Source organism: Treponema ruminis, from assembly GCF_014201975.1.
GTDB classification, from domain to species: Bacteria; Spirochaetota; Spirochaetia; order Treponematales; family Treponemataceae; genus Treponema_D; species Treponema_D ruminis.
In genome coordinates this window covers 302,481-318,201 of the sequence record NZ_JACHFQ010000005.1, presented here as the reverse complement: position 1 = coordinate 318,201, position 15,721 = coordinate 302,481, and the positions used below count along the sequence as shown (strand labels likewise).

Sequence of the window (15,721 nt, the reverse complement as noted above, 5' to 3'; positions counted from 1 at the left end):
ATAATTTTTTCTTTCTTATCGTCTCAAATATCATTATGATTGCTCTGCTTGTTGGCTCGTTCCTTGCGGTCCGATATTCAGCTGAGATAAATCCTTATCTTCCAAATCTTGCGATTGTGCTGGTTTCGGGAATTGTTATGACCGCACTTTTCGCATGGGGAGCAAATGCCGCGAAACTGGCAGATTTTTGCTCAGGCTCATTCGGGCTTTTCTTCTCGGCAATTAAGTCGGTCTGGAAAATCGGATTTGCCTTTGGCGTCATGCTTTCCGCAGGGCTTTTGATTGCGCGCTACGCAATTTCTTACTATGTTTCACTTTATCTCAGCTCTGGAAGCTACGTCGGGCTTGTCCTCACGGCTCTTTTGGGCTGGTTTGTCCTGATTTCCCTGATTGCCCTTCAGTGGTTCATTCCGCTTTATTTTTTGCAGGGCAACAACGGATTCAAAAAATGCCTCAAAAAATCCTTCATTATTTTCTATGATAACGTCGGATTTTCAGTTGAAGTTTTCATCTATAATATTGTGCTTTTCGGTTTTTCATGCATATTCTTCATGCTCATGCCGGGCCTGAACGGAATTCTTCTTTCATCAACAAATGCCCTCCGCCTCCGTCTATATAAATATGACTGGATTGAAAAAATGGTCGAGCAGGAACCTGATTTTGAAAAAGACCGTGACCGCCGAAATGAAGTGCCTTGGGACGAATTGATTGCCGATGACAAGGAAAGCCTGGGCCCTCGAAACTGGAAAAGTTTCTTGTTCCCCTGGAAATAGCCGCATCCATGTGCTGACGAGAATTTCTTGACGGAAATTCTCGCGGTCAACTGCTCTCTGCCACATCCTTGTGGCAATTTTTTTTATTCTGAAACTGATTCTATTGATAGAATTTCTGTAAAGGTATAAACTGAATTATTCATTTAAAACAAGGAGAATATGATGAAAAAACTTCTTTCTGCTGCTGCTACAATTCTTGCTGTTGCTTGCCTTTTGACTGGCTGCAACGAAAAAGACAGCAAAATTAAAATCGGTGTAATCCAGCTTGTTGAGCATCCGGCTCTCGACAAAAGCTATCAGGGCTTCGTTGACGGCTTGGCTGAGGCTGGCTATGTAAATGGTGAGAACATCACTATTGATTATCAGAACGCTCAGGGCGAGCAGGCAAACTGCGTCACAATCGCAAACAAATTCGTAAACGACAAAGACAACTTGATTTTCGCAATCGCAACACCGGCTGCACAGGCTGTCGCAAACCTCACAAAAAAAATCCCTATTCTTGTAACAGCCGTTACAGACCCGGAAACTGCAAAACTCGTAAAATCAAACAAAAAGCCGGAGACAAACGTTTCTGGTACATCTGACCTCACTCCTGTTGCCGCTCAGATTGCTCTTCTCAAAAAGATTGTTCCAGAGGCAAAAAAAGTCGGTCTTCTTTACTGCTCAAGCGAAGCAAACTCAATCTTCCAGATTAACATCGCAAAGGAAGCTTGTGCTGCAAACGGCCTTGAATATATCGAAGGTTCAGTTTCAAACTCAAACGAAATCCAGCAGGTAACACAGAGCCTTGTTGGCAAAGTTGATGCATTCTATGTTCCGACAGATAACATGCTTGCAGCTGGTATCGCAAACGTAGCAATGGTTGCAAACAACGCAAAACTTCCTGTAATCGGTGGCGAAGAGGGAATGGTTGTTTCAGGTGCATTGGCAACATACGGAATCAACTACTACGAGCTTGGAAAACTCACAGCAAAACAGGCTGTTAAAGTCCTCAAGGACGGAGCTAACCCGGCTGACATGCCAATCGAATACCTCGAAAAATTCGATTTCACATACAACAAAGAAACAGCTGCTGCAATTGGCGTTACAATTTCAGACAATCTGTAATCAGTGATTTAAAAATCTGAAGGCTCCCGGTGCTGAGAAGTGACCGGGAGTTTTTTTTCGCTTTTAACTTGTTTTCCTTTCTGCTACAATCTTTCCCATGAAAAATAATTTTCCACTTTCTGGACTTTTCTTCGCTACTGTTTCTATCTTTATCTGGGGAATCACTTTTGTTTCTACAAAATATCTTCTACGCTCCTTTTCATCTTATGAAATCCTTGTGCTCCGTTTTTTGCTTGCCTATGCAGGCTTGTGGATTTTACGGCCACGCAGGCTCCATCTTTCTGAACGCAAGCAGGAACTTTATTTCATGCTGGCGGGATTTTCTGGCGTTACCGCTTACCAGTTCATGGAGAACATGGCAATTTCCTATACTTCCGCTTCAAACGTAAGCATCATCGTTTCAATCTGCCCGATTTTTACGGCGATTTTCGCCCAGATTTTTTTGAAGGAACGCCACCTCACAATGTATTTCAACATCGGCTTCCTTCTTGCCATATTCGGAATTGCACTCGTAAGCTTTAACGGCGTTGTTGAATTCCACCTCAATCCAAAAGGCGACGTTCTTGCCCTCTGTTCAGCTCTGTGCTGGGGCCTTTATTCAATCTGTGTGTCAAAAATCAATTCCCTGCGCCTCGATTCTATTCAGGTAACCCGTCGTATTTTCTTCTGGGCGGTGGTCTTCATGCTGCCTATTGGAATTTTCTCCCTCCTTCGCTTTGGCGCCGCACTTCCGGCAGGAGAAGGCTTACAGATTCAGAACAATATTTCAGTGTTTTTTGACTCCGCCTTTAACCTCAAGCGATTTTCAAACCCGCTCAACTGGCTTAACCTCTGCTTTTTGGGCCTGGGTGCAAGCGCATTCTGTTTTGCAGCATGGAACATCGCCTGCGAAAAGCTGGGAACCGTTCGTGCAACAGTCGGCATTTACCTGATTCCTGTCGTAACGATTGTTTTTGCCTTCTTCGCGCTGGGAGAAAAAATCTCTTTAATGGGAGCCATTGGTGCCCTGCTGACGATTTCCGGCCTCTTCGTGAGTGAAATCAAGAAAAACTAAAATTCGGGCTGACATTCAATCGTCATGCGCTCGCCTGTGACCGGGTGAGTGAAGGTGATTTTTCTTGCGTGGAGCATGAGCCGCTCGCCCTCGTCACAGTGACCGTAGAGAGTGTCGCCGATAATCGGGCATCCAAAACCGTGAGAGTCCGCGCTTGCAAGACGCAGCTGGTGGGTTCGTCCCGTGTGAGGCATGAAAAGTACCCTGGTTGCGTTTCGCGGGAATCCGTCAGGGGCGTGGTAGCGTTCCACTCCCAAAATCTGCCATTCCGTGACCGCGCTTTTGCCATTTTCTGCATCCCAAATCTGGTGGGGGCGGTTGTCTACGTCGAGACGGAAAAAAAGCTCCATCTTGCCGTGGGGGGCGATTCCCATTTTGGGGAGAATGTCGTCAAGCAGGGCGACGTATTCTTTTTGGACTTCCTTTGCCTCAAACTGACGCATCATGGTGCGGTGGGCTTCCTTCGTAAAGGCAAGAATCATCACGCCGCTGGTTTCCATGTCGAGCCGGTGGACGGCAGTCTGAACGATTTCAACCTTGTCGCCGAAAAGCCGTTTGAACCGCGATTCGATGCAGTCCTGTTTGTCCTCTCCGCGGCCGGGAACGCTCAAAAGCCCGGACTGTTTGTTCACCACGCAGATTGAGTCGTCCCGGTACAAAATCCGGAGTCCCAGTATTGCAGGAAGGAGAATCCCGCAGCGCTCGTCACAAGGGGGAGTAAGTTGAAAATCTGGGCGGTCCGGCTTCGCCGTCGGGCTTTCCGCACTTCCGCTTTCGCTCCATACCGCACGCGGTACGCCTTCGGCGGTGCTACAATCCCTCCCGCTTGGAGCAGTATAAGTCGTTTCTGCAAGTGAAATCGGCATCAATTCATGCGCAAAGGCATAATCAAATAATTTTGGTGCGCAGCAGTCGCCGGTTCCGGTTGGGGGCAGTTTTCCACCGTTGTAGTTGGCACAAATCTCTTTGAGTGTACGAACCTTCCCATCAATGCAGTGAAATTTGTAAAGCGCGTGGACTTTTTCAAGCGATTGGGCACAAAGTTTTTCGCGCAGCTTCCGTAAATCTTCATAGGACTTCTCAGCATTTTTGCTGCCCCCACGAATCAACTCGCTTCCACTTTTCAGTCTCTTCGTGATTTCATGAATCTCCGCATCATTTTCAGAAAGCGCTTCTTCAATCTCTTCACTGGAAACAATCGGGCTTACGAATTGAAAGTTGAAATTTGAAAGTTGAAAAAACTTGGTGTCAGCGTTAGGATTTCCGTCCTTTTCATTGTTGGTTGCTGATTGCACATTTCTAATTTCTTTCGCGTTCCCTGAGTTGGTCACAAGGTTTATTTCGTCACCATTTTTGTCCTTGCAGACAAGGGCTCCCAGCATCACGCCCTGATTTTTGCGTTCCTCGCTTACGCGGGCAACTTGTGCCAGAACTAGCTCGCCTTTTTCCAGCGATTGAATCAATTTTTCGAGAATCTTTGCGGCTTTTTCTTGTGGAAGTGGTGGAAACATTGTGGGAATATTCTATAATGGAAACGAAAAATAAAGAAGTACTGAAAACCTTCCGAAAATAAATAATAAGGTTTCGTTGCGTTTAGGCAATGATGTTTTGGTGTTTGGTTTTAGGGGGATAAAATGACCATTACTATCGATGAAACAAAAATCGTTCAGACCGTCAAGAACATTTCCATTTTGCTCGTGATTGCGGCAATCTTCACTTTTTTGGGACTTTCAAGCAAAATTTTCCACTTCAGCGAATCAAATCCTGTCATGTATGAGATAAACTACAACCGTCTTTCAACACCGGGCAAGGGCGTTGCAACTTCAATGAAGAAAACCGGCGAAGTTCAGTCAAAAGTCCTGGGACCAAGGCGTGGAAACGGAAAGGGTGGCTCGAAATTCTTTGACGAAGTTGAGAAAGTCCACGGTTCTTCCAGCAAATAAGAGAATCAATAATGCGCGGACGTTTTGCTCCTTCTCCAAGCGGGCGGATGCACCTGGGAAACGTGTATTCAGCCCTGCTTTCCTATCTTTCTGCAAAAAAGGGTGGCGGTGAGTGGATTTTACGCATCGAAGACCTTGACCGCCAGCGCTGCAAAAAAGAATATTCCGCCCAGCTCCTTGAGGACTTGCTTTGGCTCGGCCTTAAATGGGACAATTTTTCAGAAGCCTCAGGCGGACTTTCCGGCGAGTTTTATCAGTCCAACCGCGATTCCTTCTATATAAATGCCTTTGACTTGCTTTGCGAAAAGGGGCTTGTCTATGACTGTTTCTGCAGTCGTGCCGATTTGTTTTCAGCTTCCGCTCCTCATGCAAGCGACGGAAGCCCTGTATATTCAGGAAAATGCCGCAATCTTTCAGAATCAGAAAAATCTCTTCTATATAATAAGCGGCTTCCTGCAAAAAGAATCATAGTTGAGGAAAAATCCTGCTCATTTTCTGACGGACATTACGGCAATCAGGTCTGCCAGCTTTCCCGCGACCTTGGCGACTTTGTAATCCGCCGTTCTGACGGAAACTTTTCATATCAGCTTGCCGTCGTCGTGGATGATGCTCTCATGGGCGTTGATCAGGTTGTACGCGGGCGTGATTTGATTTCTTCGACCTTCAATCAGCTTTATCTTTATGAAAAACTTGATTTTCATCAGCTTCCGCAATTTTTTCATCTTCCTCTTTTGCTGAGTGCTGACGGCCGCCGTCTTTCCAAGCGTGACAAGGACACGGACATGGGCTTCCTTCGCGAGAACTTTTCCGGTGAACAATTGATTGGAAAAATCCTTTTTTTGTGTGGCTGTATCGAAAAAGAAGAAAGTTTATCGCTTGAAGAGGCTTTGAGCGTCTTCGATTGGGAAAAAATCAAAAAAGATGATGTTTTTTGTTCCACTTTATAGAAGTCCATTGAAAAATTAACAAGAAAAAAGATTGCATATTCTTTCGTATTTTCATATAATTATTGAATATTTATGTAATAAATTTGCATAAATATTCATTTTCTTTGCATACAGGAGAAAATTATGGCATTTTCTTGTAATTTCATTGACGGCGGCGTTACTGCAGCCCAGGGATTCACTGCAAACGGTGTTTTGAACAAAATCAAATCAAGCCGAACGACTAACGACACGGCTCTTATTTTCAGCGAAAAGGTCTGCAATGCAGCAGGCGTATTCACACAGAACCGGGTAAAGGCAGAATGCGTTAAACTTACCCGTGACCATATCGCAAACGGCAAGGCTCAGGCTGTAATCGCCAACTCAGGAAACGCAAATGCCTGCACAGGCAAAGAAGGCTATGACAACGCAAACAAGGAAGCTGTCGCAGTCGCTGCAAAAATGAACATCAATTCCGACGACGTTCTCGTTCTTTCAACTGGTGTAATCGGTCAGCAGCTTCCGGTTGATAAAATCCTTAATGGCTTGGACAAGCTGGCAGACGGTCTTTCAAAAGAAGGCCACAAGGAAGCCCGAATCGCTATCATGACGACTGACACCCAGTACAAGGAAGTTGCCCTTGAAACTGTGATTGGCGGAAAAAGTGTCCGCATGGGAACAATGGCAAAGGGAAGCGGCATGATCCATATCAATTTGGGAACAATGCTGGGCTTTATCACGACTGACTGTGCAATTTCTTCACAAATGCTCGAAAAGGCCTTGAGAATTTCTGCAGCCGGAACATATAACTGCGTTTCAATCGACGGCGACACTTCTACAAACGATTCCCTTCTCATTCTCGCAAACGGAATGGCTGGCAACGCTGAAATCACTTCTGAGGGAGCTGACTTCGACGCTTTCGTCGAGGCTTTGAACGCCCTCAACACTCAGATGGCAAAGAAAATCGCTGCTGACGGTGAGGGAGCAAGCCGCCTCGTTACCTGTAATGTAGTCGGAGCTGACACTGTAGAAAATGCGCGCGGTCTTGCAAAGGCTGTAATCTGCTCAAATCTCGTAAAGGCTGCTTTCTTCGGAGCAGACGCCAACTGGGGCCGAATCCTTGATGCAATGGGCTATTCAGGCTTCTTCTTCACACCGGAAAAAACTTCTGTTTCATTCCTCAGCCGTGAGGGTGCAAAACGCTACTTTGAGGACGGAAGTCAGAACGGCGGCAAGGAAAATTCAATCAAAGTCTTTGACCACGGAGTTCCGCTCAATTTCGACGAAGACCTGGCAAAGAAAATCCTCACCGAAGAAGCTGTTGACATTCTCGTAGAGCTTGAAGACGGTTCGGCTAAAGGCACCGCATGGGGCTGCGACCTCACATACGACTACGTTAAAATCAACGGAGACTACCGAACTTAGTAGGAATCAGGAGAAAATTATGTCAGAGAATACAGAAATTAAAGGAAAAATCGACCCGCGCCTGGATAATGAGCACTGGTCTAACGTTTTGGTTCAGGCTTTGCCTTATTTCCGCCACTGGGTTGGAAAAACTGTCGTTGTAAAATACGGTGGAAATGCCATGCTCAACGAAGAGCTTAAGGCTGCCGTAATGAAGGACATCGTTCTTTTGAATACAATCGGAATCAAAGTCGTGCTCGTTCACGGCGGCGGTCCTGAAATCAACCACATGCTTGAGCGTGTCGGCAAGGAATCAAAATTCATCAACGGCCTGCGCTACACTGATGCCGAGACAATGGAAATCGTTCAGATGGTTCTTACCGGAAAGCTGAACAAGGACATCGTCGGCATTCTTTTGCAGGAGGGTGGCAAGGCTGTCGGTCTTTCAGGCGTTGATTCAGGCTTGCTCCGTGCAAAAAAAATCGACAAGGACGGAGCTGACCTGGGCTTTGTAGGTGAAGTAACCGAAGTTCACCCGGAAATCGTTCAATCACTTTTGGACAAGGGCTTTATTCCTGTCGTTTCAACAGTTGCTTTGGGCGAGCAGGGCGACATGAGCCGCTACAACATCAATGCAGACACTGCTGCCGCAAAAATTGCAATCGCGCTTGGAGCCGAAAAATTCGTTCAGCTCACAAACGTTGCTGGCGTTCTCCGCGATGTAAACGATCCGAAGTCTTTGATTCAGCGCATTCACCTTGAGGATGTGCAGAAGTTTTACGACGACGGCACAATCTCAGGCGGCATGATTCCAAAAATCGAGTGCTGCGTAATGGCAAGAAAGGGCGGCGTTCCTCGTACCCACATCATCGACGGCCGCGTACCGCACTCGCTTTTGATTGAGATGTTCTCAGACCGCGGTATCGGAACCATGATTTACTAAAATGAAAAGGCTGCCCAAACGGACAGCCTTTTTTCTTATTTATACATATTTGTTGAAAGATATTTGAAGGCGTTGTCGGCTAGAATCACTACTATGTTCTTGCCTTTTGCTTCGGGGCGTTTTGCAATCTGCGTTGCCGTCCACAAGGCTGCTCCTGCTGACTGACCTACAAAGAATCCCTCGTTTTTTACAAGTTTCCGGCCTGTTTCGTAAGCGTCTTCTGCCACTACATCAAAACATTCGTCATATTTTGTATCGAAAATCTTGAAAAGCTCAGGCACTTTGTCGTCCGGCACTCCGTTGAACTTCAGAACGCCGTCGATTGTGTTGCGCTCCGGGAATTCCGGGTTTTTGAGCGACTGTGGAGCCGGCTGAGCACCGATAATCTTTACATTCGGGTTCTTTTTGCGGAAAAATTCCGTGAGTCCTGAAAGTGTTCCGCCTGTTCCGACGAGCTGAACGACATAATCAACCTTGCCGCCTGTTGCTTCCCAGATTTCCGGGCCTGTTCCTTTGATGTGAGCTTCGGAATTGGCACGGTCGCCGCACTGATTCAAGTAATACCAGCCGTTTGCCTTTGCAAAATCGTTCATAACTTTGTAAAGACCTGCAAGCGAAAGTCCTGTCTTGAGCATTTCAGCAAAGCCCGGAACATCTGTTACCTGCAAAAGTTCTGCTCCCAAAGCCTTTAAAATCTGTGAGCGCTCAACTGAAACCTGAGGCTGAATGACTGCAACGAATTTGTAGCCCTTGGCGTTTGCGAAAGTTGCCTCACCAATTCCCGTGTTGCCGCTCGTGTAGTCAATCAATGTCATTCCCGGCTTGATGTCGCCGCGTTTTTCTGCTTCCTCGATGATGTTGAGGGCTGCTCGGTCTTTTACGCTTCCAGATGGATTGAAATATTCGAATTTGCCGAGGATGTTTGCCTCAAGGTTTTCGGATTTTTCGTAGCGGTGAAGATGGACAAGAGGTGTGTCTCCGACGAGTTCTGTGATTGAATCATAAATTTTTGCCATAGTTCTATTCTCCTTATAAAATTCCGTGTTAGCGGTGTTTTTTAGTTAAAATTGTTATATTCGATAAGCTCGATCAGGCTTTCATTTTTTTCTGCTGCGGCAAGTGAAAGAAGCGACCATGCGTTTCCTGCGCTTCCGATGTAAAGGCCGGTGTAAGAGTGGACGTCGGTTGGAATTGTGCGCCACCATGCTCCGCTCCATCTTCGTACCGATTTCTGGTGATAGATGTCGCCGTCTGCATCCGCAACGAATGACTGTCCGACCACGGTTTTTGCCGCTCTCTTTGCATATTCCAGGAATTCCGGATTTTTCGTGAGCTTGTAGACTGAAACAAAGTGCTCAAGTAAGCCCGGAGTTCCGCAGCACAATGCCTGACTCTGCCAGTAACCGCGGCTGAAAATTTCCGGTGCACCAGCCTTGATGATTCCCCGGCTTAGGCGCAAAACCCAGTCCAGATAGTGCTTGTCGCTTGTGATTTTATAGAGCAGATGGAACAGAAGTGAAGTTCCTGCTGGACCGTGACATGTGCTCAGATAGTAGAACTCAGTTGAAGGGCCGCGCTCAAGGCTGTCGAGGTAAGGCACGAGGACTGCATTTTCGTCACCAACTGCAATTCCTTCTATATATTTGGCAGCTTCTTTTGCCGCGTTCAAGAATCTTTCTTCTTTTGAAAGATTGTAAAGAATTGCAAAAATCCAGCCGACTCCGCTTGTTCCGTGCGCGCTGTTTACCCAGAAAACATCTTTCGGGAAATCGATGATTGTCAAATCAACGACATTCCAGTAAGTTCCGCCGCGTGGGGCAGGCTTTCCCTTGCTCAAAAGGAAATCGCCGAAACTTACAGCTGAATCAAGATATTTTTTGTCGCCGGTAATTTTGTAAATCGCTGAAAGATATGTGACAAATCCTGCGTCTCCGCACAAATCATTCTGCTCGCTCCAGTAAATTCCTGAATCAGATTTTTTTGCCGCCGCAAGAAGGTCGTCGGCAACTTTAATCACATAATTTTTGTAAGATTCATCGCCTGTAAGCTCAAAAAGCTTGAGGACGAGGTAAGCGCTTCCTGTCGGGCCGTTGTAGTAGCCTGCTGCCCAGCCCGGCATGTTTTTTACATGAACGAGTTTTGAAGCGCCGCTTGCCTTTGCATTCAATGTGCGCTCATAAAAAGCAGCTCCTTCATCAGTTTCGATGATTTCTTTTGCAGCTGATTTTGCTTCTTCAAGATATTCTTCTTTTTTTGTAGCCTGGTACAAGCGAAGGTAGAAAAGACCGACACCAGCTGAACCGCCGTAAAGGGATTTTGGTGTAAGCATCGGATAGTCCGTAAAATCTTCTTTTGAATCCGGGCTTTGATTCCAGCGTGAGCCGAACGTGCCGAATTTTTTTGTCGTTTTAATCCAGGAAGCAGTCTGCTCCGCGAATGTCACATAATCGTCCGTGTTATATTCCTTAAAAAGTACGTTTTCTGCCATCAAATTCTCCTTTTTAGCAATTTTTATTTTCATAATTACCTAGTAGGTTACTAGGAATACTTAGAATATATCGTTATTAGCCTACTAAGTCAATAGCTAAAAGAAAAATTTAAAGAAAAAATGCCGAGTTTTGCACTGTCCGGCAAGTGTAAAACTCGGCATTTGGTTTTTTATTGAAGTGCTTTTGATATTCTTTCCAACGCTTCCTGAAGAAGGGCCCGCGGAGTTGCGATGTTGATTCGCTGATAGCCTTCGCCTTCAAGACCAAACATCGTTCCGCGGTCCAGCCAGACCTTTGCCTTGTTTACGATGATGTCGTCAAGCTCGGAGTCTGAGTAGCCGTATCCAGAAAAGTCCAGCCACAAAAGATAAGTTCCTTCCGGCTCAATCAGCCTTGCCTTTGGCAGTTTTTCCTTTACAAAAGTTCGGACAAAATCAAGATTCGATGCCAGATGTTTTTTCAGCTCTAAAAGCCATTCTTTTCCCTTTTCATAAGCGGCCTGAGTCGCCGTGAAGCCCATGAGGCTTGGCTCGTCGTAGCCCGTTTTATCGCGTTCGTCGTGGAATTTCTTTTTGAGGGCAGGATTCTGGATGAAATTGACGGAGAACTGAAGTCCTGCCAGGTTAAAAGTCTTGCTGGCAGAAGTCGAAATTACTGAATTCCATGCGGCTTCCTTTGAAATCGTTGAAAAGACCGTATGCTTGTGTCCTTCAAATACGAAATCATTGTGAATCTCGTCCGCAAAAACAAGAACATTGTGCCTGAGACAGATTTCTGAAAGCCGGGTCAGTTCTTCGCGTGTCCAGACCCTTCCCACAGGATTGTGGGGGCTGCAAAGAATAAAAAGTTTGACATCATTTTCTACGATTTTCCTTTCAAAATCCTCAAAATCAATCTGCCATTTTCCGTCTTTTTCAAAAAGTGAGGAAGTTACTAGCTTGCGCTTGTTGGCAAGAATCATGTTCTTAAAAGGGTAGTAAACCGGAGTCTGAATTATGACCGCCTCGCCCTCAAGGGTAAAAGCCTTGATTGCACAGGCAATGGCAAAAACAACGCCCGGAGTCGTTACGACCCAGTGGCGGGTAATCTCAAAATCATGCTCTTCCTTCTGCCATTTTTTGACAGACTCGTAAAAATCTTCGCCTGGAACGGAATAACCGAAAATTCCGTGCTGAACCCTTGCCTGCAGGGCTTCAAGAATTGCCGGCGAAGTAGGAAAATCCATGTCGGCCACCCAAAGCGAAAGTACATCGGCTGGCTTTCCTCGGGCTACGGCAAGGTCGTATTTGATGGCGTTAGTATTTTTTCGGTCAGTAATTTTGTTGAAATCGTAAGACATTTTTTGCTCTCCTGTTTTTTTTGATTTAATAAACCTATTAAAATAGTAGGTAATAATATTCTAATATATCCCAAAAAATTATACAAGGGCTAGGGATTGGAGCACCACACGAAGTGTGTTCCGGAGCGACCTTTGGGAGCGTAGGAATGGAGCGCGGTTAGCGCGTAAGTGAAACGAGCACGATAACTAAAGTGCTCGAAAAAAGCCCGACCTGCTCACCATTAGGTGAGCAGGGAGCCTCCATATTTTAAGGGATTTTATTTGATAGTGATTCGGCCTGAACCGTTCGGATTTTCGTAATCAAGAAGGTAATTTTTGTAAGAAGAGAGAGGACTGTTTGCTGTTGAGATGTGTGTTATTCCGTCTTCACCTTTTGCAAATGATTTTACATAGGCAGAAGTCATCAGATAATCTTCACTGACATAGTCCTTTACGAGTTTTGTGTTTGCGAGCATTGCAAATCCGTCACCCATGTTACGCAGTGTGTAGTTCATGCCGCCTAATGTGTAAGTTTTGGCGAGGTCGATTGGCTCGTAAGAAGCAGTCTCTTTGTTGTAAACCTGGATGTCTCTTACGCGATATTCTGTTGGTGCGCTAGTCCAAAGTCCTTCAGCTGAAGTTTTGATTGTGTTTGGAATTGAAGTGTCGATTGTGAATTTGATTCCAGCTACATGCAGGAAGCCTCCGTTTTCGCCTGTTCCGACATTTCTTGCTCCGAATTCGAGTGCATCAAGAATTTCCTGACCTGTAAGCTCAACGAGACACATTACGTTTCCGAATGGCTGAACTTTTTTTGCGGAATTGTAAGAGTATGAACCGGCCGGCAAATCTGCCCGGATTCCACCGCCGTTTGCGATTGACATGTCGCATTTAAGCTGCTCGACTTCGTTGAAATAGTAGTAAGCGGCGTCTGCAACGAGGTCGCCCAGGTTTGTTTCCTGCTTTCGGATAAGGCGGGATTTTGGATTTTCCGGCTCGTTGATGTAAAGAGGGACATCAGAAAGCGCGATTTCTTCGTTCAATTTACCGTCAACTGTTGATACCAGGTCTTTTACGATGGCTGAAATTTTCTCGTCACTTCTGTCATAGCTTTTGATAAGCTCGGAAGAAGCGCCCTTGTCAGAAAGTGTAAGTTTACCGATTGCTGCGAAATAATATCCTGTCTGTGAGAGAAGAACATCTTTTCCGCTTGAGTCCTTTACGAATTTTTCTGGAACTGTTGAGTGTGAGTGAGCGTCGATAAAGGCATCGAGACCGTGAGTGTTTTCGATTACATCAACGCTTGTCCATGGAGATGAAGCAGGATCGTCACCAAGATGGCCGAGAGCGACGATATAATCAGCTTTTTTAGAAACTGCATCGATTGCTTTCTGAACCATGCTGTAAAGTTCTTTTCCGTCATCGCCAGCACCAATTTTATAGATGAATTTTGTTCGTGCTTCGTCCATAAAATATACAGGAGTTGATTTTGTGTAAGTCTCTGGAGTCATGATTCCGATGAAAGCAACTTTTGTTTTTCCGAATTTGAGGATTTTGTATGCATCTGTTACAGGCTTGTTGTTTTTTGCCAGAAGAAAGTTGCATGAAAGATAAGGATATTTTGCTTCCTTGATGATTTCGAAAAGTCTTTTTGTACCATAGTCGAATTCATGGTTACCGATTGTTGCGGCATCATATTTTGCGGCATTCATGATTTTGACGATGCCTGCTCCCTTGTCCATTGCGCCATAAGCAGTTCCCTGAATGTGGTCACCTGCATCAACAAGAGCGACCTCTTTTCCCTGAGCCTTGAGGTCATCGCGGAGTGCGACGATTGAACCGTAAGAAAGACCTGGTACTTTCTTGCCTTCTTTATCCTTTACAGTGTTTGCGATGTAAGTGTGAACATCATTTGTGTAAAGAATTGTTACTTCTCCACGAGGCTTGCCCCATGCAGAAACAGCTGAAATGAAAAACAAAGATAAAATTAGACCAAAATATTTTTTCATTTGAAGTCCTCCAAATTTTATAAAGGCCTATATTACTGTTTTTCACAAGCTTTGAGTAGATGCTTAATCTGTACGAAAGTAGATTTTTACTTTTTCGAGAAGAAGGACTTGCTTTAAAAGTCTGACTGCAAGGCCTGGCTTAAATCTTCTATCAAATCATCCGCGTTTTCAATGCCCACGCTCAGCCGGAGAAGAGTGTCCGTGATTCCGCGTGCATTGCGCTCTTCCTCTGGCACGTCAACGTGAGTCTGGGTGGCCGGGTAGGTAATCAGAGTGTCGATTCCGCCTAAGCTTTCCGCAAAGTGAATGATTTTTACGTTTTTCAAGACTCTTTCTACAGTCTCCTTGCTGTCAACATAAAATGAAATCATGCTGCCAAATCCGCTGGCCTGACTTTTTGAAATCTCGTAGCCCTTGCTTTCTTTAATTCCAGGGAAGAGGATTCCTTTTACGCGGGGATTTTTCTTAAGAGCCTCGACGATTTTAAGCGCGTTCTGGCACTGGCGGTCGAGCCTGACGGAAAGGGTTTTGATTCCGCGAACCAGCATGTAGCTGTCAAATGGAGGCAGGGCTGAGCCTGTTGTCTTTGTTATGATTTCAAGTTTTTCTGCAAGATTTTTGTCGTTTGTCGTGACAAAGCCTGCGAGTGTGTCGTTGTGGCCGCAGAGGAATTTTGTGCCGCTCTGAACGACGACGTCCGCACCGAGCAAAAGAGGCTGCTGTAGGTAGGGCGTGAGGAAGGTGTTGTCAACGATTAAAATCGCACCGATTGAGTGGGCATAGTCCGCCGTCTTTTTGATGTCAGTGATTTTCATCAGGGGATTGCCTGGCGTTTCAATGAAGATGATTTTTGTGTTTGGCTCAGCGGCTTTTTTCAGGTTTTCGACCTCAGTCGTGTCGGTGAAAGTCGTGTCGAAGCCCAGCTTTTTTCCGATTGAGTTCAAAAATCGCTCAGTTCCGCCGTAAAGATCGTCCGAGCAGATTACATGAAGTCTCTCTCCTTCCTTTTTATTGAGGATAATCGCATCGAAAAGGGCCGTGATTGCCGCAAGTCCGCAGTTGTAGGCAAAGCCAAATTCTGCCTGATCAAGCGAAGCGACCAGTTTTTCAAGATAGTCGCGGGTCGGATTTTTTAAGCGCGAGTAATCGTAGCCGGTTGACTGACCAAGAGCCGGATGTGCAAATGTTGCCGACTGATAAATTGGAAGAGCTATTGCGCCAGTCTTATCGCAGGGCTCGTAGCCTGATTTTCCCGTAACGCAAATGGTGTCGATGTTCATAATATTCTCCTAAATTTTAACCACAGATTCACACAGATATACACAGATGTTATATGCAATAATCGTATCCGTTGAACTGACGGTTTTTCTCTGCAATTTGTTCCAGAGTGTTTGAGTCAACGAAGTTGTTTATTACCGTGTTGAACTCATCCCAGAAATCATCGTTTCCCACAGAACTGACTGTCGGCGTGTCCGAGATTGTTCTAGGATTCAAATCTCCTTCCATTGCACGCAAAATTTCTCCGACCGTGTATGATTCCGGCTGGCGGGTCAGCTTGTAGCCGCCGTTATTTCCCCTTAAGCCTGTTACAAGCCCTGATTTGCTCAGTTGAATCAGAATCTGCTCCAGATATTTTGAGGAAAGGTTGTGCCTGTGCGAGAGCAGTTTGAGAGGAATGTAGCTTTCCTGATTCTGCTCTGCAAGTTCCGTCATGATGAGTAATGCATACTGTCCTTTAGTTGAAATTTTTAACATAGC

At 45.6% G+C, this 15,721-nt stretch carries 14 protein-coding genes; 7 read left to right on the top strand and 7 right to left on the bottom strand.

All coding sequences use genetic code 11. The annotated features are described in order from the left end of the window. Positions 1-35: 35 nt before the first annotated feature. From HNP76_RS09290 to HNP76_RS09280, 3 genes are all read left to right on the top strand, one after another. Entirely contained in the window at positions 36-773 is a 738-nt protein-coding gene (locus HNP76_RS09290) for a hypothetical protein (protein WP_184659774.1), read from the top strand. A 162-nt stretch (positions 774-935) separates the two neighbouring features. Beyond that, entirely contained in the window at positions 936-1,880 is a 945-nt protein-coding gene (locus tag HNP76_RS09285; RefSeq protein WP_184659772.1) for an ABC transporter substrate-binding protein, read from the top strand. Positions 1,881-1,977: 97 nt separating this feature from the next. Next, positions 1,978-2,934, top strand: a complete 957-nt coding sequence (locus HNP76_RS09280; protein WP_184659770.1) for a DMT family transporter — start codon at positions 1,978-1,980, stop codon at positions 2,932-2,934. Here the strand turns inward: HNP76_RS09280 and HNP76_RS09275 are convergent. After that, positions 2,931-4,445, bottom strand: a complete 1,515-nt coding sequence (locus HNP76_RS09275) for an RluA family pseudouridine synthase (RefSeq protein WP_184659768.1) — start codon at positions 4,443-4,445, stop codon at positions 2,931-2,933. The two genes, HNP76_RS09280 and HNP76_RS09275, sit on opposite strands and share 4 nt — an antisense overlap. Before the next feature lie 123 nt (positions 4,446-4,568). Here HNP76_RS09275 and HNP76_RS09270 point away from each other — a divergent pair, with 123 nt between their 5' ends. The 4 genes from HNP76_RS09270 to argB all read left to right on the top strand — a co-directional run bounded on the left by HNP76_RS09270 (position 4,569) and on the right by argB (position 8,147). Then, the gene (locus tag HNP76_RS09270; RefSeq protein ID WP_184659766.1) at positions 4,569-4,877 is read left to right on the top strand and encodes a hypothetical protein; all 309 of its coding nucleotides are present in this window, start codon (positions 4,569-4,571) and stop codon (positions 4,875-4,877) included. Between the two features lie 11 nt (positions 4,878-4,888). Further along, positions 4,889-5,824 (top strand): tRNA glutamyl-Q(34) synthetase GluQRS, encoded by a 936-nt coding sequence (gene gluQRS, locus HNP76_RS09265; protein WP_184659765.1) that lies wholly within the window; start codon positions 4,889-4,891, stop codon positions 5,822-5,824. Between the two features lie 123 nt (positions 5,825-5,947). Beyond that, on the top strand, positions 5,948-7,225 hold the full coding sequence (argJ, locus tag HNP76_RS09260; protein ID WP_184659763.1) for a bifunctional glutamate N-acetyltransferase/amino-acid acetyltransferase ArgJ: 1,278 nt from the start codon (positions 5,948-5,950) through the stop codon (positions 7,223-7,225). Positions 7,226-7,244: 19 nt separating this feature from the next. After that, positions 7,245-8,147 (top strand): acetylglutamate kinase, encoded by a 903-nt coding sequence (gene argB, locus HNP76_RS09255; RefSeq protein ID WP_184659761.1) that lies wholly within the window; start codon positions 7,245-7,247, stop codon positions 8,145-8,147. Positions 8,148-8,182: 35 nt separating this feature from the next. On the opposite strand, the gene HNP76_RS09250 is transcribed toward argB, so the two are convergent. The 6 genes from HNP76_RS09250 to HNP76_RS09225 all read right to left on the bottom strand — a co-directional run bounded on the left by HNP76_RS09250 (position 8,183) and on the right by HNP76_RS09225 (position 15,718). Next, the gene (locus tag HNP76_RS09250) at positions 8,183-9,163 is read right to left on the bottom strand and encodes a PLP-dependent cysteine synthase family protein (protein ID WP_184659759.1); all 981 of its coding nucleotides are present in this window, start codon (positions 9,161-9,163) and stop codon (positions 8,183-8,185) included. A gap of 41 nt (positions 9,164-9,204) precedes the next feature. Beyond that, positions 9,205-10,635 carry a lanthionine synthetase LanC family protein gene (locus HNP76_RS09245; protein WP_184659757.1) on the bottom strand — a complete coding sequence of 477 codons (1,431 nt, stop codon included), beginning with the start codon at positions 10,633-10,635 and terminating at the stop codon, positions 9,205-9,207. A 170-nt stretch (positions 10,636-10,805) separates the two neighbouring features. After that, positions 10,806-11,975 carry a MalY/PatB family protein gene (locus HNP76_RS09240; protein WP_184659755.1) on the bottom strand — a complete coding sequence of 390 codons (1,170 nt, stop codon included), beginning with the start codon at positions 11,973-11,975 and terminating at the stop codon, positions 10,806-10,808. Between the two features lie 257 nt (positions 11,976-12,232). Beyond that, on the bottom strand, positions 12,233-13,963 hold the full coding sequence (locus HNP76_RS09235) for a bifunctional metallophosphatase/5'-nucleotidase (RefSeq protein ID WP_184659753.1): 1,731 nt from the start codon (positions 13,961-13,963) through the stop codon (positions 12,233-12,235). A gap of 113 nt (positions 13,964-14,076) precedes the next feature. Continuing rightward, positions 14,077-15,243, bottom strand: coding sequence for a trans-sulfuration enzyme family protein (locus HNP76_RS09230; protein ID WP_184659751.1), 1,167 nt, complete (start codon positions 15,241-15,243; stop codon positions 14,077-14,079). Between the two features lie 49 nt (positions 15,244-15,292). Continuing rightward, positions 15,293-15,718: an RrF2 family transcriptional regulator gene (locus tag HNP76_RS09225; protein ID WP_184659750.1), complete on the bottom strand. Its 426-nt coding sequence runs from the start codon at positions 15,716-15,718 to the stop codon at positions 15,293-15,295. Positions 15,719-15,721: the final 3 nt, after the last annotated feature.